At 69.1% G+C, this 22,454-nt stretch carries 26 protein-coding genes; 4 read left to right on the top strand and 22 right to left on the bottom strand.

Features of this window, described 5'->3' with window-relative positions; all coding sequences use genetic code 11:
- Nucleotides 1-12 precede the first annotated feature (12 nt).
- The 14 genes from nuoK to ABT130_RS13050 form a co-directional block, all read right to left on the bottom strand.
- The gene (gene nuoK, locus ABT130_RS13115) at nucleotides 13-309 is read right to left on the bottom strand and encodes an NADH-quinone oxidoreductase subunit NuoK (RefSeq protein WP_350918451.1); all 297 of its coding nucleotides are present in this window, start codon (nucleotides 307-309) and stop codon (nucleotides 13-15) included.
- On the bottom strand, nucleotides 306-1,142 hold the full coding sequence (locus ABT130_RS13110; RefSeq protein ID WP_350955374.1) for an NADH-quinone oxidoreductase subunit J: 837 nt from the start codon (nucleotides 1,140-1,142) through the stop codon (nucleotides 306-308). The genes nuoK and ABT130_RS13110 overlap by 4 nt, the downstream gene beginning before the upstream one ends.
- Nucleotides 1,135-1,650 (bottom strand): NADH-quinone oxidoreductase subunit NuoI, encoded by a 516-nt coding sequence (gene nuoI, locus ABT130_RS13105; RefSeq protein ID WP_350955372.1) that lies wholly within the window; start codon nucleotides 1,648-1,650, stop codon nucleotides 1,135-1,137. Before nuoI ends, ABT130_RS13110 begins: the two co-directional genes overlap by 8 nt.
- Nucleotides 1,637-2,986 carry an NADH-quinone oxidoreductase subunit NuoH gene (nuoH, locus tag ABT130_RS13100; protein ID WP_350918459.1) on the bottom strand — a complete coding sequence of 450 codons (1,350 nt, stop codon included), beginning with the start codon at nucleotides 2,984-2,986 and terminating at the stop codon, nucleotides 1,637-1,639. The genes nuoI and nuoH overlap by 14 nt, the downstream gene beginning before the upstream one ends.
- Complete coding sequence (locus tag ABT130_RS13095) at nucleotides 2,986-5,469, bottom strand: NADH-quinone oxidoreductase subunit G (RefSeq protein WP_350918462.1); 2,484 nt, start codon at nucleotides 5,467-5,469, stop codon at nucleotides 2,986-2,988. Before ABT130_RS13095 ends, nuoH begins: the two co-directional genes overlap by 1 nt.
- A 67-nt stretch (nucleotides 5,470-5,536) precedes the next feature.
- Nucleotides 5,537-6,823: an NADH-quinone oxidoreductase subunit NuoF gene (nuoF, locus tag ABT130_RS13090; protein WP_350918465.1), complete on the bottom strand. Its 1,287-nt coding sequence runs from the start codon at nucleotides 6,821-6,823 to the stop codon at nucleotides 5,537-5,539.
- A gap of 115 nt (nucleotides 6,824-6,938) precedes the next feature.
- On the bottom strand, nucleotides 6,939-7,601 hold the full coding sequence (nuoE, locus tag ABT130_RS13085) for an NADH-quinone oxidoreductase subunit NuoE (RefSeq protein ID WP_350955458.1): 663 nt from the start codon (nucleotides 7,599-7,601) through the stop codon (nucleotides 6,939-6,941).
- Nucleotides 7,602-7,687: 86 nt separating this feature from the next.
- Nucleotides 7,688-8,944 (bottom strand): NADH-quinone oxidoreductase subunit D, encoded by a 1,257-nt coding sequence (locus ABT130_RS13080; protein WP_350918691.1) that lies wholly within the window; start codon nucleotides 8,942-8,944, stop codon nucleotides 7,688-7,690.
- Between the two features lie 65 nt (nucleotides 8,945-9,009).
- Complete coding sequence (locus ABT130_RS13075) at nucleotides 9,010-9,687, bottom strand: NADH-quinone oxidoreductase subunit C (protein ID WP_350955370.1); 678 nt, start codon at nucleotides 9,685-9,687, stop codon at nucleotides 9,010-9,012.
- Nucleotides 9,688-9,766: 79 nt separating this feature from the next.
- Nucleotides 9,767-10,318, bottom strand: coding sequence for a NuoB/complex I 20 kDa subunit family protein (locus ABT130_RS13070; RefSeq protein ID WP_030916695.1), 552 nt, complete (start codon nucleotides 10,316-10,318; stop codon nucleotides 9,767-9,769).
- A gap of 2 nt (nucleotides 10,319-10,320) precedes the next feature.
- On the bottom strand, nucleotides 10,321-10,680 hold the full coding sequence (locus ABT130_RS13065; RefSeq protein ID WP_350918475.1) for an NADH-quinone oxidoreductase subunit A: 360 nt from the start codon (nucleotides 10,678-10,680) through the stop codon (nucleotides 10,321-10,323).
- A gap of 2 nt (nucleotides 10,681-10,682) precedes the next feature.
- The gene (locus ABT130_RS13060) at nucleotides 10,683-10,805 is read right to left on the bottom strand and encodes a hypothetical protein (RefSeq protein WP_350955369.1); all 123 of its coding nucleotides are present in this window, start codon (nucleotides 10,803-10,805) and stop codon (nucleotides 10,683-10,685) included.
- Nucleotides 10,802-12,079, bottom strand: a complete 1,278-nt coding sequence (locus ABT130_RS13055; RefSeq protein ID WP_350918481.1) for a geranylgeranyl reductase family protein — start codon at nucleotides 12,077-12,079, stop codon at nucleotides 10,802-10,804. The genes ABT130_RS13060 and ABT130_RS13055 overlap by 4 nt, the downstream gene beginning before the upstream one ends.
- A 151-nt stretch (nucleotides 12,080-12,230) precedes the next feature.
- On the bottom strand, nucleotides 12,231-12,956 hold the full coding sequence (locus tag ABT130_RS13050) for a demethylmenaquinone methyltransferase (RefSeq protein WP_350955367.1): 726 nt from the start codon (nucleotides 12,954-12,956) through the stop codon (nucleotides 12,231-12,233).
- Nucleotides 12,957-13,034: 78 nt separating this feature from the next.
- On the opposite strand from ABT130_RS13050, the gene ABT130_RS13045 reads away from it, so the two are divergent.
- A complete protein-coding gene (locus ABT130_RS13045) occupies nucleotides 13,035-14,300 on the top strand; it encodes a delta-60 repeat domain-containing protein (protein ID WP_350955366.1) in 1,266 nt (421 codons plus the stop codon).
- Here ABT130_RS13045 and ABT130_RS13040 read toward each other — a convergent pair.
- A complete protein-coding gene (locus tag ABT130_RS13040) occupies nucleotides 14,284-14,481 on the bottom strand; it encodes a DUF4229 domain-containing protein (RefSeq protein ID WP_350918490.1) in 198 nt (65 codons plus the stop codon). The two genes, ABT130_RS13045 and ABT130_RS13040, sit on opposite strands and share 17 nt — an antisense overlap.
- A gap of 267 nt (nucleotides 14,482-14,748) precedes the next feature.
- Here ABT130_RS13040 and ABT130_RS13035 point away from each other — a divergent pair, with 267 nt between their 5' ends.
- Nucleotides 14,749-14,988: a BldC family transcriptional regulator gene (locus ABT130_RS13035; protein ID WP_012887349.1), complete on the top strand. Its 240-nt coding sequence runs from the start codon at nucleotides 14,749-14,751 to the stop codon at nucleotides 14,986-14,988.
- A 122-nt stretch (nucleotides 14,989-15,110) separates the two neighbouring features.
- Here the strand turns inward: ABT130_RS13035 and ABT130_RS13030 are convergent, their stop codons facing one another.
- Together ABT130_RS13030 and ABT130_RS13025 are read right to left on the bottom strand one after the other, a co-directional pair.
- A complete protein-coding gene (locus ABT130_RS13030) occupies nucleotides 15,111-15,350 on the bottom strand; it encodes a hypothetical protein (RefSeq protein ID WP_350918495.1) in 240 nt (79 codons plus the stop codon).
- A 10-nt stretch (nucleotides 15,351-15,360) separates the two neighbouring features.
- Nucleotides 15,361-16,143 carry a hypothetical protein gene (locus ABT130_RS13025; RefSeq protein WP_350918498.1) on the bottom strand — a complete coding sequence of 261 codons (783 nt, stop codon included), beginning with the start codon at nucleotides 16,141-16,143 and terminating at the stop codon, nucleotides 15,361-15,363.
- A 191-nt stretch (nucleotides 16,144-16,334) separates the two neighbouring features.
- Between ABT130_RS13025 and ABT130_RS13020 the strand changes: the two genes are divergently transcribed.
- Nucleotides 16,335-16,634 carry a PLDc N-terminal domain-containing protein gene (locus ABT130_RS13020; RefSeq protein ID WP_350955364.1) on the top strand — a complete coding sequence of 100 codons (300 nt, stop codon included), beginning with the start codon at nucleotides 16,335-16,337 and terminating at the stop codon, nucleotides 16,632-16,634.
- Nucleotides 16,635-16,693: 59 nt separating this feature from the next.
- Here ABT130_RS13020 and ccsA read toward each other — a convergent pair whose 3' ends face one another.
- Genes ccsA through ABT130_RS12995 form a run of 5 tightly spaced genes read right to left on the bottom strand, consistent with a single transcriptional unit; the run spans nucleotide 16,694 to nucleotide 21,363 of the window.
- Nucleotides 16,694-17,680, bottom strand: a complete 987-nt coding sequence (gene ccsA, locus ABT130_RS13015) for a cytochrome c biogenesis protein CcsA (protein ID WP_350955362.1) — start codon at nucleotides 17,678-17,680, stop codon at nucleotides 16,694-16,696.
- Nucleotides 17,670-19,337, bottom strand: coding sequence for a cytochrome c biogenesis protein ResB (resB, locus tag ABT130_RS13010; RefSeq protein ID WP_350955360.1), 1,668 nt, complete (start codon nucleotides 19,335-19,337; stop codon nucleotides 17,670-17,672). Before resB ends, ccsA begins: the two co-directional genes overlap by 11 nt.
- On the bottom strand, nucleotides 19,337-20,071 hold the full coding sequence (locus ABT130_RS13005; protein WP_350918510.1) for a cytochrome c biogenesis CcdA family protein: 735 nt from the start codon (nucleotides 20,069-20,071) through the stop codon (nucleotides 19,337-19,339). Before ABT130_RS13005 ends, resB begins: the two co-directional genes overlap by 1 nt.
- Before the next feature lie 27 nt (nucleotides 20,072-20,098).
- Nucleotides 20,099-20,668 carry a TlpA family protein disulfide reductase gene (locus tag ABT130_RS13000; RefSeq protein WP_350955358.1) on the bottom strand — a complete coding sequence of 190 codons (570 nt, stop codon included), beginning with the start codon at nucleotides 20,666-20,668 and terminating at the stop codon, nucleotides 20,099-20,101.
- A 56-nt stretch (nucleotides 20,669-20,724) separates the two neighbouring features.
- Nucleotides 20,725-21,363, bottom strand: coding sequence for a histidine phosphatase family protein (locus tag ABT130_RS12995; protein ID WP_350918516.1), 639 nt, complete (start codon nucleotides 21,361-21,363; stop codon nucleotides 20,725-20,727).
- Nucleotides 21,364-21,498: 135 nt separating this feature from the next.
- On the opposite strand from ABT130_RS12995, the gene ABT130_RS12990 reads away from it, so the two are divergent.
- Nucleotides 21,499-22,365: an EamA family transporter gene (locus ABT130_RS12990; RefSeq protein WP_350918519.1), complete on the top strand. Its 867-nt coding sequence runs from the start codon at nucleotides 21,499-21,501 to the stop codon at nucleotides 22,363-22,365.
- Nucleotides 22,366-22,454 lie beyond the last annotated feature (89 nt).

Genomic DNA, 22,454 nt, shown 5'->3' with positions numbered 1-22,454 from the left:
CACGGCCACCTCTTAGTACTTCAGCAGGTTCGCGTCGTCCACCGACGCGGACCTGCGGGTTCGGAAGATCATCACGATGATGGCGAGGCCGACGACGACCTCGGCCGCGGCCACCACCATCACGAAGAACGCGATGATCTGGCCGTCCAGGTTGCCCTGCTGCCTGGCGAAGGCGACGAACGCGAGGTTGCAGGCGTTGAGCATGAGCTCCACGCACATGAACACCACGATCGCGTTGCGCCGTACCAGCACGCCGATGGCGCCGATCGCGAACAGCAGCGCGGAGAGCACCAGGTAGTGAGTGGTCACTTGCCGTCCTCCTGCTGGGGCGCCGCGTCCTCCGCCTGGACGGGCTTGTCGCCTGAGTCGGAATCGCGATCCTGCGCCGCGTCCCGCTCCAGGACCTGCTTGATGAGCGCCGCCTTCACCGGGTCGGTCGGCGCGAAGCCGCCCTCCATCTCGTGCCTGGCGAGCACCCGGTTGATGGACTTGTCGGCGACCGTGCCGTCGGGCAGCAGGGCCGGCATGTCGATCGCGTTGTGCAGCGCGTAGGTGCCGGGTCCCGGCAGCGGCGAAGGCTGCGGGCCGTTGAACCGGGCGCGGGCCAGGTCACGCTGGGTGGCCTTGGGCCGGATGCGCTCGCGGTGCGCCAGCACCATCGCGCCGAGCGCGGCGGTGATCAGCAGCGCCGAGGTGACCTCGAAGGCGAAGACGTACCGCGTGAAGATCAGCTGTGCCAGGGAGGGCACGTTGCCGCCCGCGGCCTTCGTGGCCTCGGCCAGGCCGGTGGGCGCGGCGAAGGTGGCGTTGCCGACCCCCAGGGCGAGCAGGAAGGCGAAGCCCAGGCCCGCGATCGCCGCCCAGACGCGCTGCCCCTTGATCGTCTCGACCAGCGAGTCGGCCGAGTCGACGCCGACGAGCATCAGGACGAACAGGAAGAGCATCATGACCGCGCCGGTGTAGACGATGATCTGCACCGCGGCGAGGAAGGGGGCGTCCTGTACCGCATAAAGCACGGCCAGGGAGAGCATGACGACGCCCAGCATCAGGGCCGAGTAGACGGCCTTGCGGCTGAAGACGAGCCCGAGGGCGGCCGACACCGAGACGACCGCCAGGATCCAGAACGTGATGGTCTCACCCATTGTTGCGTCCCAGCCGGTAGTAGTCCTCTTCGGTCTCGCCGAGACGCATGGGGTGCGGCGGGACCTCCATGCCGGGACCGAGCGGTGCGAGCAGCATTTCCTTGGTGTAGATCAGGCTCTCACGGCTGGTGTCGGCGAGCTCGTACTCGTTGGTCATCGTCAGCGCCCGTGTCGGGCAGGCTTCGATGCACAGGCCGCACAGGATGCACCGCAGATAGTTGATCTGGTAGGTGCGCCCGTAGCGCTCACCGGGTGAGAACCGTGCCTCGTCGGTGTTGTCGGCCCCCTCGACGAAGATCGCGTCGGCCGGGCAGGCCCAGGCGCACAGCTCGCAGCCGACGCACTTCTCCAGGCCGTCGGGCCAGCGGTTGAGCTGGTGCCGGCCGTGGAAGCGCGGCGCCGTGGGCCGCTTCTCCTCGGGGTAGTTGACCGTCTCGACCTTCTTGAACATCGTGTGGAAGGTCACGCCGAATCCCTTGATGGGATTCAGCCAATCAGTTGCTCCCACTGGGAACCTCCTTGCGCTCTACCCCGTGGTAGTGCGGCAGGTCGAGCGGCGGCACAGGGAAGCCACCCGCGGTCGGCTCGGCTTGGAGTTGCTCGAACTCGGCTTCGACCAGTGCGGCCTTGGCCTCCTTGCGCTTCTGCAGCACGCTGTCGAAGCGCCACCAGATCCCGAGGCAGCCGATCATCACGATCGCGGCCAGGATGAGCACGAGCGACCGGTTGACGTTTTCGAGCTGCAGGGCCCTGACCGTGGCCACGAGCAGGATCCACGCCAGGTTGATCGGGATGAGGACCTTCCAGCCGAGGGCCATGAGCTGGTCGTACCTGACGCGCGGCAGCGAGGCGCGGCACCAGACGAAGAAGCCGAAGACCAGCACCATCTTGGCGAAGAACCAGAGCAGCGGCCACCAGCCGGTGTTCGCGCCGTCCCACATGGAGATCGGCCACGGGGCACGCCAGCCGCCCATGAACAGGGTGATGGACACCGCGGAGACCACGAAGACGTTGACGTACTCCGCGAGCATGATGACCGCGAACTTCAGCGAGTTGGAGTACTCGGTCTGGAAGCCGCCGACCAGCTCGCCCTCACCCTCGGGCAGGTCGAAGGGGACCCGGTTGGTCTCGCCCAGCATCGTGACGATGTAGATCAGGAAGGACGGGATCAGCAGGATCATGTACCAGGAGGGCATCGGGATCTCCAGGCCGCCCAGCGTGAACACCCCGCCCTTGGCCTGTGCCGCGACGATCTCCGAGGTGGAGAGCGTCCCGGCGAACAGGAACACGCCCACGAACGACAGGCCCATCGCGATCTCGTACGAGACCACCTGGGCGCTGGCCCGCAGGCCGCCGAGGATCGAGTACGGGGAGCGTGAGCCCCAGCCCGCCAGCACGATGCCGTACACGCCGATCGAGGCCATCGCCAGCACCAGCAGCACCGCGACCGGGAGGTCGGTGAGCTGCAGCGGCGTCTGGACACCGAACATCGACACCATCGGGCCCATCGGGATGACGGAGAAGGCCAGGAAGGCCGGTACCGCCAGGACGACCGGGGCGATGAAGTAGATCGCCTTGTCGACGGTCCGGGGCATCAGGTCTTCCTTGAGCCCCATCTTCAGGCCGTCGGCCACCGACTGGAGCAGCCCGAACTTGCCCGCCCGGTTGGGACCGTACCGGTTCTGCATGCGGGAGATGAGCTTGCGCTCGAACCACACGCCGAACAGCACGCCCAGCATCAGGACTATGAAGATGACGACGGCCTTGATGATGCTGATCCAGAGCGGGTCCTTGCCGAAGTCGGCAAGGGTCGGATCGGCCGCTAGAAGAGTCCGGGCATTCATTACCGCTCCTCGTTAGCTTCGCCGGCGGCGCTTACCTCGCCGGCCGTGGTGCTCTCGGCGGTGTTCACCGCGCCGACCCTGACCACATCGCCGGCGACGGCGTGCAGGTCACGGGTGACCGAGCGACCTTCGGAGTTGGCCGGCAGCCACACCACCCGGTCGGGCAGGTCCGCGATCCGCACGGGCAGGCTCAGTGAGCCGTGCTCGGTGCCGACGACCACCTCGCCACCGTCGACCAGGCCGCACTCGGCGGCGGTGGCCTCGGACACCAGCGCCACGCCGGGGCGGGCGGTGCCCGCCAGGTACGGCTCGCCCGCCTGCAGGCGGCCGTCGTCGAGCAGCAGGTGCCAGCTGGCCAGGACGGCCTCCCCCGCCCGCGGCCCGGCGGCGAGAGAGCCGCTCGCCTGGGGGGCCGCGGCCCTGGGGCCACGCCACGCGCCGATCGAGCCGATCTCGCGGCGGGCGGCGGCGGGGTCGGGCAGGCCGAGGTGCACGTCCATGGCGTCGGCGATCGCGGAGACGACCCGCAGGTCACTCATGATCCCCGGAACCCCGAGCGCCTCCTCGAAGGAGCGCCCGCGCCCCTCCCAGTCGACGAAGGTGCCCGACTTCTCGGCCACCACGGCGACGGGGAACACCACGTCGGCGCGGTCGGTGACCGCGCTGGCGCGCTGCTCCAGGCTCACGATGAACGGGGTGTTCTCCAGAGCCAGCAGGGCCGCCTGCGGCGCGGCCAGGTCGTAGGGGTCGACACCCGCGACGACCAGGGCGTCGAGTTCTCCGTCGAGCGCCGCCGCCAGCATGGCGGTGGTGTCGCGGCCCTCGCCCTCGGGCAGCGAGGTGACGTCCCAGGCCCTGGCCACCTCGGCGCGGGCGGTCTCGTCCGCGACCGGGCGGCCGATGGGCAGCAGGTTCGGCAGCGCCCCGGCCTCGACGGCCCCGCGCTCACCGGCGCGGCGCGGGATCCAGGCCAGGCGGGCACCGCTGGAGTCGGCGAGGCGCAGCAGCGCCGACAGCGCGCCCGGCACGGTGGCGAGTCGCTCACCGGCCAGGATGATCGCTCCCGGCTGCCTGATCGCCTCGGCGGCCGTCACGTCGGCGGCGGCCAGGTCGTCCAGGACGGCGGTCTCGGTGCCCGGCACCGCCGGGATCAGCGTGCCGCCCATCTTGGCCAGCCCGGGGCCGGCGAACGGCGCGACGGAGAAGACCTTCAGGCCCTTCTTGCGCCATGCCTTGCGCAGGCGCAGGAAGACGATCGGCGACTCCTCGTCGGGCTCGAAGCCCGCCAGGAGCACCGCCGGCGCCTTCTCCAGGTCGGCGTAGCGGACCTCGATGCCCTTGCCGGCGACGGCGTGCGCCAGGAAGCGCGCCTCCTCCTCGGAGTGCGGCCTGGCGCGGAAGTCGATGTCGTTCGTCCCGAGCGCGATCCGGGCGAACTTCGAGTACGCGTACGCCTCCTCGACGGTGACGCGACCGCCGACGAGCACGCCTGCGCGCCCGCGCGCCGCGGACAGGCCCTTGGCGGCGGCGGCGAACGCCTCCGGCCAGGAGGCCGGCACCAGGCGACCCTCCTCGTCACGGACGAGGGGGGTCTTCAGCCGGTCGGGCTGGGTCGCGTAGGTGAAGGCCCAGCGACCCTTGTCGCAGTTCCACTCCTCGTTGACCTCGGGGTCGTCCCCGGCCAGGCGGCGGGTGATCTTGCCGCGCCGGTGGTCGGCGCGCAGGGAGCAGCCGCTGGCGCAGTGCTCACAGGCGCTGGGCGTGGAGACCAGGTCGAACGGGCGGGCCTGGAAGCGGTAGGCGGCACCGGTCAGCGCGCCCACCGGGCAGATCTGCACCGTGTTGCCGGAGAAGTAGGACTCGAACGGGCGGCCGTCCGCGGCTCCGACCTGCTCCTTGGCCCCGCGCTCGAAGAAGTCGATGAGCGGGTCGCCGGCGATCTCGTCGGAGAAGCGGATGCAGCGCGCGCACTGGACGCAGCGCTCGCGGTCGAGCAGCACCTCCGAGGAGAGCGCGACCGGCTTTTCGAAGGTCCGCTTCTTCTCCACGAAGCGGCTCTCGCCCTGGCCGTTGGACATGGCCTGGTTCTGCAGGGGGCACTCGCCGCCCTTGTCGCAGACCGGGCAGTCCAGCGGGTGGTTCAGGAGCAGCAGCTCCATGACGCCGCGCTGCGCCTTCTCCGCGACCGGCGAGGTGAGCTGGGTCTGGACGACCATGCCCTCGGCGACCTCGATCGCGCAGGAGGGCTGCGGCTTGGGGAACCCCCGGCCGTTGCCCGCGTCGGGGATGTCCACCAGGCACTGGCGGCAGTTGGCGGCCGGATCCAGCAGCGGGTGGTCGCAGAACCGGGGGATCTGGATGCCGAGCAACTCGGCCGCCCGGATGATCAGCGTGCCCTTCGGGACGCTCACCTGGAAGCCGTCGATGGTGACGGTGACCAGGTTCACCGGCGCCTGCGCCGGGGTGGTGGCTTCGACGGTCATGGCGTCTCCTCCGTCGGCCTGGCGACCGAGACGGTGCTGTGCTTGCCGGTGGCCTTCCTGCGCGCGCTCACTTCGCCCCCCACACCGTGGACGGGGCGTGATCGAACGGGCAGCCGCCGATCTCGAAGTGCTTGAGGTATTCGTCGCGGAAGTACTTCACCGACGAGTGGATGGGGCTGGTGGCACCGTCACCCAGGGCGCAGAAGGAGCGGCCCAGGATGTTGTCGGCGATGTCGGTGATCGTGGTCAGGTCCTCTTCGGTGCCCTGCCCCTTCTCCAGCCGCTTGAGCACCTGCTTGAGCCAGTAGGTGCCCTCCCGGCAGGGGGTGCACTTGCCGCAGGACTCGTGCGCGTAGAACTCGGTCCAGCGGAGCACGGCGCGCACCACGCAGGTGGTCTCGTCGAAGATCTGCAGGGCCCGGGTGCCGAGCATCGAGCCCTTGGCGCCCACGGACTCGAAGTCCAGCGGGACGTCCAGGTGCTCGTCCGTGAAGATCGGGGTGCTCGACCCGCCCGGGGTCCAGAACTTGAGCCGGTGGCCCTCCCTGATCCCGCCGGACATCTCCAGCAGCTCGCGCAGCGTGATGCCGAGCGGAGCCTCGTACTGGCCGGGCCGGGTCACGTGGCCGCTCAGCGAGAAGATGCCGAAGCCCTTGGACTTCTCGGTGCCCATCCCGGCGAACCACTCGGCGCCGTTGGCGATGATCGAGGGAACACTCGCGACCGACTCGACGTTGTTGACCACGGTGGGCGAGGCGTAGAGACCCGCCACGGCGGGGAAGGGGGGCTTGAGCCGAGGTTGGCCGCGATGACCCTCCAGCGAGTCGAGCAGCGCCGTCTCCTCGCCACAGATGTAGGCGCCCGCCCCGCTGTGCACGACGAGCTCCAGGTTGAAGCCGGTGCCGAAGAGGTCGGTGCCGAGGTAGCCCTTGGCGTACGCCTCGGCCACCGCCGCCTGCAGGCGGCGGATGACGTGCAGCACCTCGCCGCGCACGTAGATGAAGGCGTGGTTGGCCCGGATCGCGTACGCGGTGATGATGATGCCCTCGACCAGCGCGTGCGGGTTGGCCATCATCGTCGGGATGTCCTTGCACGTGCCGGGCTCGGACTCGTCGGCGTTGACCACCAGGTAGTGCGGCTTGCCGTCCCCCTGGGGGATGAAGCCCCACTTCATGCCGGTGGGGAAGCCCGCGCCGCCTCGGCCGCGCAGCCCGGAGTCCTTGACGACCTGGATGACCGCGTCGGGGTCCATGCCCAGCGCCTTCTTGGCCGCCGAGTAGTCGCCGTAGCCCTCCAGCGTGAAGGAGTTCGGCTGGTCCCAGTTCGCGGTGAGAACCGGGGTGAGAGTGGTCACTTCGTCTCCTCGCCTGGCAGCCCGTCGCTCCGTGACGAGACCGCGCCGTGCCTGCCTGCTCGCCCGCCGCGCCCGCACGCGCCGGCTCGCCCGATCATGTTGACCTCGCGCCCGTTCACGCCTCGGGAGCCTTCCATCCGTTGGCCTTAGCGATCTTCAGGCCCTCCAGGGAGGGACCCACCGCCGAGGGGCCGTCACCGGCCAGGCCGTCGGGCAGGCCCGAGAGCACCCGCGAGGCCTCCTTGAACGTGCAGAGTTTCTTCGGGCCGCGGGTCGGCGAGGGCTCCTTGCCGTCCCTGAGGTCGTCGACGAGCTGCTTGGCCGAGTCCGGGGTCTGGTTGTCGAAGAACTCCCAGTTGACCATCATCACCGGGGCGAAGTCGCAGGCGGCGTTGCACTCCAGCCGCTCCAGCGAGATCTTTCCGTCCGGGGTCGCCTCGTCGTGACCGACACCGACGTGCTCGGAGAGCTCGTCCCAGATCTGGTCGCCGCCCATGACCGCGCAGAGCGTGTTGACGCACACGCCCACGTGGTACTGGCCCATCGGCCTGCGCTTGTACATCGTGTAGAAGGTGGAGACGCCCACGACCTCGGCCTTGCTCAGCCCGAGCATCTCGGCGCAGAACTCGTGGCCGTCGTCGGAGACGTAGCCGTCCTCGGACTGCACCAGGTGCAGCAGGGGAAGCAGCGCCGACCGCGGCCTGGGGTAGCGGCCGATGATCTCCTTGGCGTCGCGCTCCAGGCGCTCGCGCACTTCCGGCGCGTACCCCTTGGTCATGGTCGCGCTCACCTCCTCGTTGCTCGACGGGGTGCTCTGCCCACCCACCGGCTCACCGCCGGCAACCGCTCTCTCGTCGGGCGCGCTCATCGGTCGACACCCCCCATCACCGGGTCGATCGAGGCCACCGCCGAGATGACGTCGGCGACCATGCCGCCCTCGCACGTCGCGGGCATGGCCTGCAGGTTCGTGAAGGACGGATCGCGGAAGTGTACGCGGTAGGGGCGGGTGCCACCGTCGCTGACCACGTGGGCGCCGAGCTCGCCGCGGGGCGACTCGACCGAGGCGTACGCCTGCCCCGCCGGGACCCTGAAGCCCTCGGTCACCAGCTTGAAGTGGTGGATCAGCGCCTCCATCGAGCCGCTCATGATGTGCGCGATGTGGTCGGGCGAGTTGCCCAGCCCGTCGGGGCCGAGCGCGAGCTGCGCGGGCCAGCCGATCTTCTTGTCGTCGACCATCACCCGGCCGCCCTTGAGCGGCCCCGAGAGGCGGTCCAGAGCCTGCTCAATGATCTTGAGCGACTCCTCCATCTCGGCCACCCGTACCAGGTAGCGGCCGTAGACGTCGGCGCTCTTCGCCGTCGGGACGTCGAACTCGTAGGTCTCGTAGCCGCAGTAGGGCTGCGACTTGCGCAGGTCCCACGGCAGGCCCGCGGCCCGCAGCATCGGACCGGTGACGCCCAGCGCCATGCAGCCGGTGAGGTCGAGGTAGGCGACGTCCTTGGTGCGGGCCAGGTAGACCGGGTTCGCGTCGAGCATCTTGCGCATGTCCTTGATGCGCCCCGGCATGACCTTGAGCAGCTCGCCGACCTTGTCGACGGCGCCGGCCGGCAGGTCGACGGAGACACCGCCGGGCCGGACGTAGGCCATGTTCATCCGCAGGCCGGTGATGTACTCCATCACGTCGAGCACCATCTCGCGCTCGCGGGACCCAAAGAGGAACGGCGTGGTCGCGCCCAGCTCCATGCCGAAGGTGCCGATGGCCACCATGTGCGAGGAGATCCGGGTGAGCTCCATCATCATCACGCGGATGGCCTGGGCCCGCTCGGGGACCCGGTCGGTGATGCCGAGCAGCTTCTCGACGCCCATGCAGTAGGCGGTCTCGTTGAAGATCGGCGCCAGGTAGTCCATCCGGGTGACGAACGTCGTCCCCTGGGTCCACGTCCGGAATTCGAGGTTCTTCTCGATGCCGGTGTGCAGGTAGCCGATGACCGTGCGGGCCTCGGTGACCGTCTCGCCGTCCAGGTTCAGGATCAGGCGGAGCACGCCGTGCGTGGACGGGTGCTGGGGACCCATGTTGATGACGAGCTGCTCGTCCTGCTGGCCGGTGAGGGTCTCGAGCAGTTCCGACCAGTCGTTGCCGGAGACGGTGTAGACCGTGCCCTCGGTGGCCTCGTCGTCAAAGGTGCTCACGTGTAAGACCTCCTCTGGTCCGGCGCGGGAATCTCGGCGCCGCGGTACTCGACCGGGATGCCGCCGAGCGGGTAGTCCTTGCGCTGGGGGTGGCCGTCCCAGTCGTCGGGCATCATGATGCGGGTCAGCGCCGGGTGTCCGTCGAAGACGATGCCGAAGAAGTCCCAGGTCTCGCGCTCGTGCCAGTCGTGCGTCGGGTAGACAGAGACCGTGGAGGGAATGTGCCGGTCGTCGTCGGGGCAGGAGACCTCGACGCGCAGGCGGCGGTTGTGCGTGATCGAGCACAGGTGGATCACCGCGTGCAGTTCCTGGCCCGTCAGATGGGGGTAGTGCACGCCGGAGACACCGAGCGAGAGCTCGAAGCGCAGGGCGGCGTCGTCGCGCAGTGCCTTGACCACGTCGAGCAGGCGCTCGCGCCTGACGTGGAAGGTCAGCTCGCCGCGGTCGACGACCACGCGCTCGACGGCGTCGGCGAAGTCGCCGCCGAGGGCGCGCTCCAGCTCGTCGGCGACGGTGTCGAAGTACCCGCCGTACGGGCGGGGGGTGGAGAGCTCGGGCTTGCGCCGCACGACGAGGCGGCCGTAGCCCGAGGTGTCTCCGGTACCCGAGGTGCCGAACATGCCCAGGCGGGCGATGGGCTCCTCCGGGACCTCCGGGAGGTTTTCAGTGCTCATGTCTCGGTCGCCTACCGCTCCTCGTTCGCCGCGCGGGCCGCTGTGCATCCGCTTCGCGCCATCGGTCGCTCACCGCTTCTCATTTGGCGGTTCCCTGGTCGATCAGCGGCAACGTCCGCAGTGCCTGCAGTTCGAGCTCGTCGATCTGCTTGGCGCGATGCGCGCCGAACTTCGTGTTCTGGATCTTGTCGTGTAGCTTGACGATCGCGTCGATGAGCATCTCGGGCCTCGGCGGGCAACCGGGCAGGTAGATGTCGACGGGGACGACGTGGTCGACGCCCTGCACGATCGCGTAGTTGTTGAACATGCCGCCGCTGGAGGCGCAGACGCCCATGGCGATGACCCACTTGGGCTCGGCCATCTGGTCGTAGATCTGGCGCAGCACCGGGGCCATCTTCTGCGACAGCCGGCCCGCCACGATCATCAGGTCGGCCTGGCGCGGAGACGCCGAAGCGCGCTCCATGCCGAAGCGCGCCAGGTCGTGCTTGGGACCACCGGTGGACATCAGCTCGATGGCGCAACAGGCAAGACCGAAGGTGGCCGGCCAGACGGAGTTCTTACGTGCCCAGCCGGCGACCTGCTCGACCGTGCTGAGCATGAACCCGCTCGGAAGTTTCTCTTCAAGTCCCATATCTAGTCCCAGTCCAGACCCTTGCGGCGCCACACGTACGCGTAGGCCACGAGCACGGTGACGATGAACAGCACCATCTCGACCAGCCCGAACATCCCGAGCTGGTCGAACGCGACAGCCCACGGATAGAGGAAGATGATCTCGATGTCGAACACGATGAACAGCATCGCGGTGACCATGTACTTCAGCGGGAAACGACCTCCGCCCACGGGCTGGGGCGTCGGCTCGATACCGCATTCGTAGGCGTCGAGTTTCGCGCGGTTCCAGCGCTTGGGACCGGTGAAGGGGGCGATCGTCACCGAGAAGACCGCAAATCCCGCCGCGAGAACGGCGAGCACCAGGATGGGTGCGTACAGCTCCATCGCTACGCCTCCTCTCCCATCTCCACGCGCGCCGGCGCGTAGCTCTGCATGTTGGTGTATTTCGAAAGTCTAGGCAGGACGATCATCGCCCCGGGTCCCAGGTGTTCGGCGTTCGTTGAGCTCATGCCGGTGGCGCCACCTTCGACAGGGCGTTGATGATGCGATCCGACGCATCACCCCGCCGGTCGGTGAGATTAGCAAGGAGTTTGAGAGCGAACCTCATCAGGCGGGGGTGCGGCAGCGCGTGACGCGTGGCGAAGTTCATCACACCGCGGTGCCCGATGAGCTCGACGAAGCCCCGGCCGAGCGTGAAGTAACCACCATAGGCGTCCTTCAGCGTCTGCGGGTAGGCCCGCAGCACACGTTCCCGCTGGGCGGGGGTGACCCTGCCCAGTGCCTGGACGATCATCTCGGCCGCGACGTGGCCGCTCTCCATCGCGTACGCGATGCCCTCGCCGTTGAACGGGTTGATCATCCCGCCTGCGTCGCCCACCAGCACCAGACCCCGGGTGTAGTGCGGCTGGCGGTTGAAGGCCATCGGCAGCGCGGCGCCCCTGATCGGGGCCGTCATGTTCTCCTCGACGTAGCCCCACTCGGCGGGCATGCCCTTCACCCAGCGCTTGAGCAGGTCGCGGTAGTCCATGCCCTTGAAGGACTCGCTGGTGTTCAGCAACCCGAGGCCCACGTTGGAGGTGCCGTCGCCGACGCCGAAGATCCAGCCGTAGCCGGGCAGCAGGGTGTCGCCGTCCCACAGCTCCAGCCAGGTCTCCAGGTAGTCGTCGTCATGGCGGGGGCTCTCGAAGTACGTCCGCACCGCGACGCCCATCGGGCGGTCCTCGCGCTTGTGCAGCCCCATGGCCAGGGAGATCCGGGTGGAGTTCCCGTCGGCGGCGACCACCAGCCGGGAACGGTAGGTGACCTCCTCGCCGTTCTGCCTGGCGAGGACGCCGACGATGTGCCCGCTGCGGTCGTCCAGGACCGGGGCCGTGACGTTGACCCCCTGCAGCAGGCGGACGCCCGCCCTGACCGCGTTGCCGGCCAGGATCTCGTCGAAGTCCTGGCGGGTGCGGACCAGGCCGAAGTCGGGGTAGCTCGCCAGCTCAGGCCAGTCGAGCTCGAAGCGCATCCCGCCGCCGACCACGCGCAGGCCCTTGTTGCGGACCCAGCCGGGGGCGTCGATGTCGATCCCCATGGCGATGAGCTGCTTGACCGCTCGGGGCGTCAGCCCGTCGCCGCAGACTTTCTCGCGGGGGAAGGTGGTCTTCTCGAGCAGCAGGACGTCAAGTCCGGCCTGCGCGAGATGAAAAGCGGTTGTCGAACCGGCGGGCCCGGCGCCGACGACGATGACGTCGGCGTCAGCCTCAGCGACATTCCGCTGTCTGGCGGCTGGCACGGTCACGGGACCTGTCCTGTCCTACAAAATCTTTGGGGGCCTCGGGGTAAGGGGCCTTTCGATCCTTTGTGAAGGTCTTCACAAACTTGTCGGCCCGAAGTCTAACGCCTTTGCGGGGCAAAGTGTCAGGTGGGTACTGCTATCGCCTGCCAATCTTCTATGCGGGCTTATATCCGCGGTGGAGGGCCACGATGCCCAGCGTGAGATTGCGCCAGGCGACCCGTTCCCAGCCCGCTTCCTGAATGATCTTCGCCAGCCCCGCCTGGTCCGGCCAGGCCCTGATCGACTCCGCCAGATACTCGTAGGAGTCGTCGTTGGAACCGAAGAGCTTGGCCGCCTGCGGCATCAGCTTCATCAGGTACTGCGAGTATACGAGGTCGAAGGACCTCGGCGTCGGGTGTGAGAACTCCAGGATCACCAGGCGCGCACCCGGCTTGGCCACCCGATACATCTCGCGCAGCGCCTGGCCGGTGTCCTGCACGTTGCGCAGCGCCGTGGAGATCGTCACCGCGTCGAACACGTCGTCGGCGAAGGGCAGCCGCAGCGCGTCGCCCGCGATGAAGCTGACACCCCGCACTCCCCCTCCGGAAACGCCCGAGCCGCCCCTGCGCCTGACCCCGGTGCTCAGCATGCCGAGCGAGAAGTCCGAGGCGATCGCGCGGGCACCCAGCGAGGTGAACGAGTCGGTGGACGTGCCGGTGCCCGCACCGAGGTCGAGGACCAGCTCACCGGGGCCCGCGTCGACGGCCGCGGCGGTCGCCTTACGCCACAGCCGGACCTGGCCCAGGGAGATAACGTCGTTGACAAGGTCGTACCGCCGGGCCGTGCGATCGAACATCGCGGCGACCTCATGCGGCTGCTTGTCCAGAGAAGCGCGCGTCATGACACCAAGCCTAGGCCCGCCCCGACAATCCACAGAAAGTAGTCATTCAATTACTCGGAGCATGCTAAAAATTGTCAAATGTTTGCCAGAACCGCTTACCTGCCGGCCGCGGCCCTGATCCTGATGCTCCCCGGGACCGCCGTCGCCGGCACCACGGAGCACAGCAGGGTCGTCCTGACCGATCCGGTGGACACCACTCCCCACGTGCTCGACGGGATCGTCAACGCCATCGCGCTGGTGGGCGGCACGGTGGTGGTCGGAGGCTCGTTCAGCGAGGTACGCGAGGCCCGGGGCACGAGGGTGCTGTCGCGCGACAACCTCTTCGCCTACGACCTGGCCACCGGGCGGGTGCTGCCCGGTTTCGCACCACGCCTCGACCGCCCGGTCCAGGCCCTGGCGGCGGGGGTGCACGACACCGTCTACGCGGGCGGCCGGTTCACGACGACCGACGAGACGCAGACGCGGGGTCTGGCCCTGCTCCGACTGTCCGACGGGTCCCCGGTGGCCCGCTTCGGCGCCCAGGTCCGCGGCGGAACGGTCACCAGCCTGGCCAGACTGGGCCGCCACCTCTACGTCGGCGGCGACTTCACCCGTGTCGGCCCCGTCGCCCTTACCGCACTGGCCAGGCTGGACGCCGTCACCGGCTCGGTCGACCCGACCTTCGCGATCAGGCCGGACGAGCCCAGGGGCGGCAGGACCAGGGTCCACGCGCTCTCCCTGAGCCACGGCAGACTGGCGGTCGGCGGCGACTTCGCCACCCTCGACGGCCTGTCGCGTCCGCAGCTCGGCCTGATCGACGTCGCCGCGTCACCGGCCAAGGTCGCGCCCTGGCGGACCGGCGCCTACCGGGGCAGGTGCATGGCCGACTTTCCCAGCTACGTGCGGGGCCTGGACTTCGCCCCCGACGGGAGCTATCTCGCCGTCGTCACGACCGGCGGCCCCGGGGGGCGGGACAGGATGTGCGACACGGCCGCGCGCTTCGAGACCCGCGCCCGCGGCGAGGTACGACCCACCTGGGTGAACCACACCGGGGGCGACTCGTTGTACGCGGTGGCGGCGACGGGGGCGGCGGTCTACGTCGGCGGGCACCAGCGCTGGCTGGACAACCCGCTCGGCCACGACTCGGCGGGACCCGGAGCGGTGGCGCGTCCGGGAATCGGAGCGATCCACCCCCGCACCGGCAAGGCCCTGACATGGAACCCCACCCGGGAACGCGGAATCGGAGTCAAGGCATTCCTGGCACATCCTGGCGGATTACTCGTAGGTAGTGACACAACCCGGCTTGGTCACGAGTACCATGCCCGAGTCGGCATGTTCCCCTCGCCGCTCACTCCCGATTCTTAGTGATTCGCTCGCTTACCGCGTCCCGCTGCTTTGACAGCAGGACGTAGCTGGCCACACCGCTGACCAGGAATGCGGCGACAAGCAGGATCAGGGGCTGGCGCAGGCCGAGGATATAGAGCACTCCGAGGCTCACGGCGAGTAGACCGACCCGGGACGCGGTGTAAACGATGACGGGATGCACAACGTCGAGGCTACGTCACTCCGCTCATCGCCCAGGCATGACCCCGTGCTGACTGCGGGAGCGCCCTTCGCGTTGACTGCGAGCGCTGCTAGTGTTCACAACAGACCAGTTTCGTAAAGAAACACCCACGAGAGTCCCAAAGAGGCTCTATCATCTAACAATCGGGCAGGCAGTAGATAACAACCCGTGATCTTTGTTGAAAACCACGGATAAATCAGGCTTCGCTCGGCACACTGGTTACCTGTCCGCCCGCTGGCAGGAAGCGGGATGCGAGGGGGAGAGATTGTGGAGAGTAGCAGCGAGCGTCTGCTGACGCCCGGAGAGGTTGCCGCCCTCTTCCGGGTCGACCCAAAGACGGTTACACGCTGGGCCGCGGCAGGCCGTATCAGCAGCATCCGTACCCCCGGAGGGCACCGGCGTTTCCGCGAATCGGAAGTGCACGCCCTTCTGCGTGGAGAGGACGTCTTGACGGCCGAACGGCCTGCAGGCGAGTCCCCGCGCGTCTGACGACTTAGGACGTCACACCATCGGTGATCCTGCGCGCCTTACCCGGAAGCCGCAGGGTCACCGTGGAGTCGTGTGAAATGCCACACGACACGGACGGTGACCACACCCGTACCTGAACCGGCCTAGGTCTCCTGCTCGGCCTTGAAAGCCAGGAACTCCCGCTCCAGATCGTCGTTCTCCGCCAACCAGCGCCGCCGCCGCTCGGCCCACTCCTCCTCGGTGAGCGACTCGGCCAGCCAGCGGTCATAGTCGGGATCCCCCGGAGACACCTCGACATAGGCGTTGCCGATCAGACGCCCGTCATCGCCGGTCAGGGTCTGCGGAACGCGCAGAGTACCGTCAGCGAGCCTGACGACGTACATCCCAGATCACCTAGATTCCGTAGCGCCGGTTGAAGAACAACATGACGTTGAGCGCCATTCGCGTGTCGCCGCCCAGCATGTCGACCAGCGCGGGGCGCTGCCGGGAGACGATCGCGGCGAAGGCATCGGCGAAGAACTCCTTGCGGCCCAGGTCGCCCGGCTGGAGATGGAACCCCGAGGCCAGCACGGGAACGCACTGGGCGTAGAGGGCGGCGAACTCCGGGCAGTCGGAGACCCAGTCGCCGTGGGGGGCGTCCACATCGTCCAGGGCATGTCCGACCTCGTGCATCATCACGTCGGGGGTGGGCGAGGGCCGATCTCCCACCACGATCTTGCGGTCGCCGTACGCTCCCGCGCAGACGTCCCAGGTCGCCCGGCCCGAGGGCAGCGGCGCACCGCGCAGGTATCCCATGTCGTCCAGGTCGGGCACCCCGCCCGCGCCGACGTAGATGCCGTCGAGACCGTCGGCCAGCTTGTCCTTCAGCAGGTCGGGCAACCTGGCCAGGCTCTCCACCGCCCGCACGACCTCCGGGGGCGGGATCTCCCACCGCGAGTCCCACTGACGGTGCAGAATGCGCTCCAGGCGCCCGCAGTGGCGCAGGCCGTCACCCAGATCCGGGGTGTCCGGAGAGTTGGGCTGTGCCCGGGGACGCTCGTCGTCGAGCTCGAAGTCCTTCCAGGTGTACTGCGGGCGGTCGACCACCGGGGCCGTGACCGCCCCGACCCGGCGCTCCGCTTCGCGGGGAACCTCACGGGGAGCCTCGCGGGAAACCTCACGCGGAGCTTCCCGCACAGCACTCTCCGCACGCGCGGCCGGACCTCGCTGCCACCACCGCCGTCGATGGCGGCCCTTGTCGCCCGATTGTGCCATCACACCCCCTGGGGAAGTGTCAACGGGTTCTACGTTAACCGGGTGAGCCCTCGCCGGTCATCCGTACCGGAGGGCTGACCGCAACAGGGCTCACAATGGCTTACAGTTCGGGCATGCCCCTGCTTGTCGGTCTGGCGATATTCGCCTTCTGGCTCTACTGCCTGTTCGACGTCATCACCACGCCGGACGAGGAGTCCAGAAACCTGCCCAAGCTCCTCTGGGTGCTCATCGTGGTGCTGCTGCTGGCCGTCGGAGGGCTCTTCTGGCTGCTGCTCGGCCGACCGTACGGCCCCAGGGCGCCCCGCTCGCTCCTGGCGGAGGACATGCCACAGCGCCCCGAGGCCCCGAAGGGCCCCGACGACGACCCCGACTTCCTCAAGGACCTCGACCGCCGCCTGCGCGACGAGGACTGACCGGACGGACGACGACTGACCGGCCGACGCGGCCGGTCAGCCGGGGCTCGGCGCCGGGCTCAGGGAACCTCGGCGTAGGAGTGCAGGCCCCCGAAGAAGATGTTCACTCCGACCAGGTTGAACAGCAGGCAGGCGCAGGCGACGAGCTGCACGATCGTGGCGGCCTTGCCCTTCCAGCCCGCGGTGGCCCTGGCGTGCAGGTAGGCGGCGTAGACGACCCAGGTGATGAACGCCCAGACCTCCTTGGGGTCCCAGCCCCAGTAGCGGCCCCAGGCCTTGTCCGCCCAGAGCGCCCCGGCGATGACGGCGAAGGTCCAGATCGGGAAGCCGATCACGATGGCCCGGTGCGCGACCCGCTCCAGGTCCTGCCGGGACGGCAGGCGGACCGCCGTGTCCTTCCTGACCAGGTAGAGGATGCCGGAGACGCCGGCCACGATGAACAGACCCGCGGCGACGATCGCCGCCGACACGTGGATCACGACCCAGTAGGAGTTCAGCGCGGGAACCACGGGACCGGCCTGCACGTGCAGGTACCGTACGGCGAAACCGAGGCACAGGGCGGCTGCGACCGTGACGAACGCGCCCAGGAAGCGGACCCGGTAGCGGAGCTGCATGAACAGGAACGTGCCCACCGTCGCGAGGCACATCGCGACCACGAACTCGTACATGTTGGCCCACGGCCACCGGCCCACGGCCAGGCCGCGGGTGACGAGAGAGGCGAGGTTGGCGGCCCAGCCGAGCCAGCTCAGCCCGACGGCCACCATCCCCGCCCGCACCACCCAGGCGGGGGGCGTCCTGTCCTCGAGCCCCTCGGCCTGTGCCGGGGCGGATTCCGGTGCGGCCGGGGCGGCGCCGGCGGTGGCACCGACAGTGGCACCGACGGTGGCGAGCTCGGGCCGCTCCGCGGCACGGGCCGCCGCCCCCGCGGACCGGTTGAAGGCCAGGTCGAGGGCGTAGGCGATCATTGCGAAGACGTAGAGCAGCACCGTCGCCAAGATGAGCTGATCGCTCAGGGTGGCGAGGCCGGCATCGACCTCAACGGGCATCCTTAACTCCTGGGTTGGGAATTCCTGGGTTCAAAGCGGAGACGATCTCGGTGAACTCCTCGTCGAAATCGCCCCCCTCGGTACGCGTGAGACCGCCCACCTCGACCCGCCGGCTCTCGCCCTCGGGCCGACCGGCCTCGTCGCGGACCCGTACCCACACCCTGCGGCGGCGGACGGTCAGGGCCAGCACGAGGCCGACCACGGCGAGGACCGAGGCGACGAACGCCGGCATCCGGCCGGGATCGTAGGTGATCTGCAGGGCGATCCACTCCCTGACGCCGGTGAACTCGATGGAGCCCATACCGTCCGGGAGCGTGAGCTTCTCGTTGACCGCCAGCGGGTCCGCCTTCATGACCAGCGGCTTCATCTTCTTCAGGCTCTCCGGGTCGAGCTCGTAGACCGACTGCGGCCGGCCGTCCTTCAGGCCCAGATCACCGGCGAAGGCACCGTAGACCTGGGCCGTGGGGTTGGCGGCGCCGGGGAAGACCGACACCCACTCCGAGCCCACCGGGACCGTCGTCGGCAGGAAGCCGATCAGGAGGCCGAGCTGCTCCGGCTGCGCGTCCGGGACCTTGATCACGCACTCGGAGGTGAAGTTGGCGGGCTGGACGACCAGGCAGGGCACCGGCCCGTCGAAGGCGACCTGGCCCTTGCCGTCGGTGATCCTGAAGGTCGGCGCGTACCCGTGGTCGATCAGGTAGCTCTGCGTGCCGTTGACGTTCAGCGGCTCGTTGACCTTGAGGACGTAGTCGCGCGCGGGGGCGCCGGGGGCGTCCTCGACCTTGAGCCTGGCCTCGAAGTCGAGGGGCTGCCCGGTCTTCTCGCCCTTCGCGATGTAGCTCGCCTGGAAGTCCTCGACCGTGAAGGAGAACGGCTCCAGCGACTCGGCGTTCACCTGCTGCCCCGGCATGTAGCGGTCGTAGGCCGCGACCGTGTTGGCGAACCCCTCGCCCTCCACGACCAGCACGTTGCCCCGGTAGCCGTAGAGCGTGCCGATCCCGACCGCGAGCAGCAGGCCGAGCAGGGACACGTGGAACAGCAGGTTGCCGGTCTCGCGCAGGTAGCCCTTCTCCCCGGCGACCCAGCCGGGCCCCGTGATCACCCGGAACCGCTTGGCACGCAGCGTGGCGGCGGCCTCCTCGACGGTCAGCGGGGCCTCGAAGGAGGCGTGCTGCGGCAGCCTGCCCAGGTTGCGCGGCGCCGCGGGCGGCTTCCTGCGCAGCTCCCGCAGGTGGGTCATGGTACGGGGGAGCACGCAGCCGATCAGGGACAGGAAGAGCAGAAGGTAGATCGCGGCGAACCAGGGCGCCCTGAACACGTCGAACAGCCAGAACCTGTCCAGCCACTCGGCGAGCCGGGGGCTGTCCTCGAAGTACTGGAAGACCTTGGCGTCGGAGACACCGCGCTGCGGCCAGATCGAGCCGGGAATGGACGCCAGGGCGAACAGGAACAGCAGGATCAGCGCGATCCGCATCGAGGTGAGCGTCCGCCAGAACCAGCGCGCCCAGCCCACGAACCCGATTCCCACGGGCCGCCGTTCCTCGTTCCTCCCGTTCCTTCCGTTCTTCCCGTTGGCCTCGGGACTGCTCGCGGCCACCGTCTCCGTCTGCGGCTCGGCCACCGCTCGCTCTCCCGTCCCAGGGTCGATGTGCCCCATCAGATCACCGGCTCGAATCCGCCGACCCAGCCCTGGATCATCGCGACGAGCTGCTCCCAGAGCCCGGTGACGAGCAGGACGCCGACGACGACCAGCATGACGCCGCCCACCCGCGTGATCAGCTGTGAGTGCCGGCGTACCGCCTTGAAGGTCCTCAGGGCCCTGCTGTACGCCAGCCCGGCCGCCACGAACGGCAGGCCGAGGCCGAGCGCGTACGCGAAGGCGAGTATCGCGCCGCGGCCGGCGCTGCCCTCGTTCAGGCCGAGGGTGAGCACGACCCCGAGGGTGGGGCCGATGCAGGGGGTCCAGCCCAGGCCGAACACCAGGCCGAGCAGGGGCGCCCCCGCCAGGCCCGCGGCCGGGAGCCGGTGGATGCGGAAGTCGCGCTGCAGGCCGGGGATGACTCCCATGAAGGCCAGGCCGAGCACGATCGTGAGGACGCCCAGCACCCGCGTGATGATCCCGGCGTTGCCGAACAGCATCGCGCCGAGCCCGCCGAAGAGCGCCCCTCCGGCCACGAACACGGCGGCGAACCCGAGGACGAACAGCACGATGCCCGCGACCATGCGCCCCCGCCTGGGGTCAGCGCTCATGCCGGTCACGTACGACAGGTAGCCGGGCACGAGCGGCAGCACGCACGGCGACAGGAACGACACCAGCCCGGCCGCGACCGCTATCGGCAGCGCCAGCGCCAGCGAACCGCTCGCGACGGTGCTCACGAGGTCAGCGCTCATCGCGGGCCCAGCCATCGCCCGGGGCCGTCATCTCTCATTACCGACCTTGGTCACGGCGTCGAGGAGGTCGTTGTACTTGACCGCGCCGAGTGCCCTGGCGGCGATCCTGCCCTGGCGGTCGATGATCAGCGTGGAGGGGATGGCCGCGGGCGGGACCGTGCCCTGGAAGGAGAGCGCGACCTTGCCCGGCTGGTCGAAGATGCTCGGATAGCCGGGCTTTTGGCTCCGTTCGAAGGCGAGCGCGTCGGCCTTGCGGTCCTTGAAGTCGATGCCGAGGAACTCCACACCGTCCGCCTTCGTCTTGGCGGAGATGTCCTTGAGCACCGGCGCCTCAGCCCGGCAGGGCGCGCACCAGGAGGCCCAGAAGTTGAGCACCACGACCTTGCCCTTGTGTGCGGCGAGCGTCGCGGTGCCCCCGTCGAGGGTCTCCCCCTCAACAGGCGGCGCGACCTTGCGGTCGGCGGCCTGGAACAGGGTGATCTTGCCGTCGCCCGCGATGAACCGGGTGTCGCCGGTCTGCGGCTGCGCCCCCTGGTTTCCGGCGCATCCGGCCACGGCGATGAGCAGCGCGACGGCGGCAAAGGATTGTACGCGCATGGATGACGGAGGCTCCCTGTACTACAACCGGTAGAGCAATCACTGTACCGGCGGGGTCAGGCGCCCGGCACAGTGGGGCGTTTGACGAGTGCCGCCGCGGGCTCGCTGTACCCCACGCTGATCAGACGGTCCCCCTCGAAGGCGAAGCTGGTGAGGCTGGCCAGAGCGCACTGCCTGCGGCGCGGGTCGTGCGGCAGGCGCCTGCCCTCGGCGGCGAGCCGGATGATCCAGATCGGGAGCTGGTGGCTCACCATGATCGCCTCATGGCCGCGCGCCGCCCTGCGCGCGGCGTTGATCGCGCCGCTCATCCGGTTGACCAGGTGGATGTAGCGCTCTCCCCAGGAGGGACGGAGCGGGTTCCACAGGTAGCGGTAGAAGCGCGGGTTGCGGAAGACACCGTCTCCTCCGCCGACGGAGAGGCCCTCGAAGATGTTCTCGGCCTCGATCAGCCGCTCGTCGAGCGTGACGTCCAGGTGGAAGGTCGCGGCGAGCGGGGCGGCGGTCTCCTGGGCGCGCTCCAGCGGGGAGGAGAACAGCGCGACGACGTCGCGGCCGGCGACCGCCTTGGCCACCGTCTCGGCCATCTGCACGCCGTTGTCGGAGAGGTGGTAGTCGGGAAGCCTGCCGTACAGGACGTTAGCGGGATTGTGCACCTCACCGTGGCGCAGGAGGTGAACGACGGTGGTCTCAGCCATGGTTCCGCCAGCCTACCCACAGCTACCGGCCCACAGCCGGTCAGGTGGACCACTGGGAGCGCGTGGCGAAGGCGAGTAGGGTCTGGGGCGTTTGTGGCTAAGGTTCCGCGGTCCGGCGGTCCGGAAAGGTCCCCCGTGAGCCTGTTCGCCCTCGCCCTCATCCTCACCTCGGCCGTCGCCCACGCCTGCTGGAACCTGCTGAGCAAGCAGGCGGCCGACGCCGACGGCGTCGTCTTCGTCTGGATGGTGGCCGCCGCGTCCACGACGGTCTGGACCCCGGTCGCGCTCGGCTATCTCCTCCTCGGCGGCACCGGCCTCTCGTGGGCCGACCTCGCGGTGATCGCCGCGAGCACCACGCTGCACCTGGGCTACTTCATGTTCCTCCAGCGTGGCTACCGGCACGGCGACCTGTCGATGGTCTACCCGATCGCCCGAGGCACCGGACCGCTGCTGGCCAGCCTGGTCGCCGTCCTCTTCCTGGGCGAGCGACCCGGCCTGGCGGGCATCGCGGGGATCGGCCTGATCGGGGTGGGTGTCTTCCTGCTCAGCATGGCGCGCAGGCCCAGCCGCCGGGATCTGAGCGGCATCGGGTTCGGGCTGGCCACCGGAGTGTTCATCGCGGCGTACACCGTCTGGGACAAGCAGGTGGTGAGCGCCTTCGCGGTCGCGCCGATCCTGCTCAACTACTTCGGCGACCTCGGCCGCACCCTCGTGCTGACCGCACCGGTACTCGGCGGCCACCGCCGGAGCCTGGTCCTGCCCGTCTGGCGCGAGCACCGGACGCGGGTGCTGGGTGCGGCGGTGCTGATGCCGCTCTCCTACCTGCTGGCGCTGACCGCGTTCACCCTCTCGCCGATCAGCGCGGTGGCCCCGGTACGGGAGGTCAGCGTGCTCGTCGCGGTGCTGCTCGGCGGCAGGCTGCTGGCCGAGGGTGACCTGACCAGGCGGCTGCTGGCCGCCTGCGTCATCGTCGGCGGCGTGGTGACGATCGCCCTCAGCTAGGCCCTGTCCTGTGGATCTTGCCGTGGCGAGGATCGGTCAGGTGGTGTCTCGCAAGGCGGAGGAGGGAGCCGCAGCGTGCTGCGGTGACC

Origin of the sequence: Streptosporangium sp. NPDC001681 (genome assembly GCF_040298085.1) — a bacterium.
Classification (GTDB): Bacteria; Actinomycetota; Actinomycetes; order Streptosporangiales; family Streptosporangiaceae; genus Streptosporangium.
The sequence above is the reverse complement of the archived record's forward strand: the minus strand, read 5'-3'. Positions and strand labels throughout refer to the sequence as shown.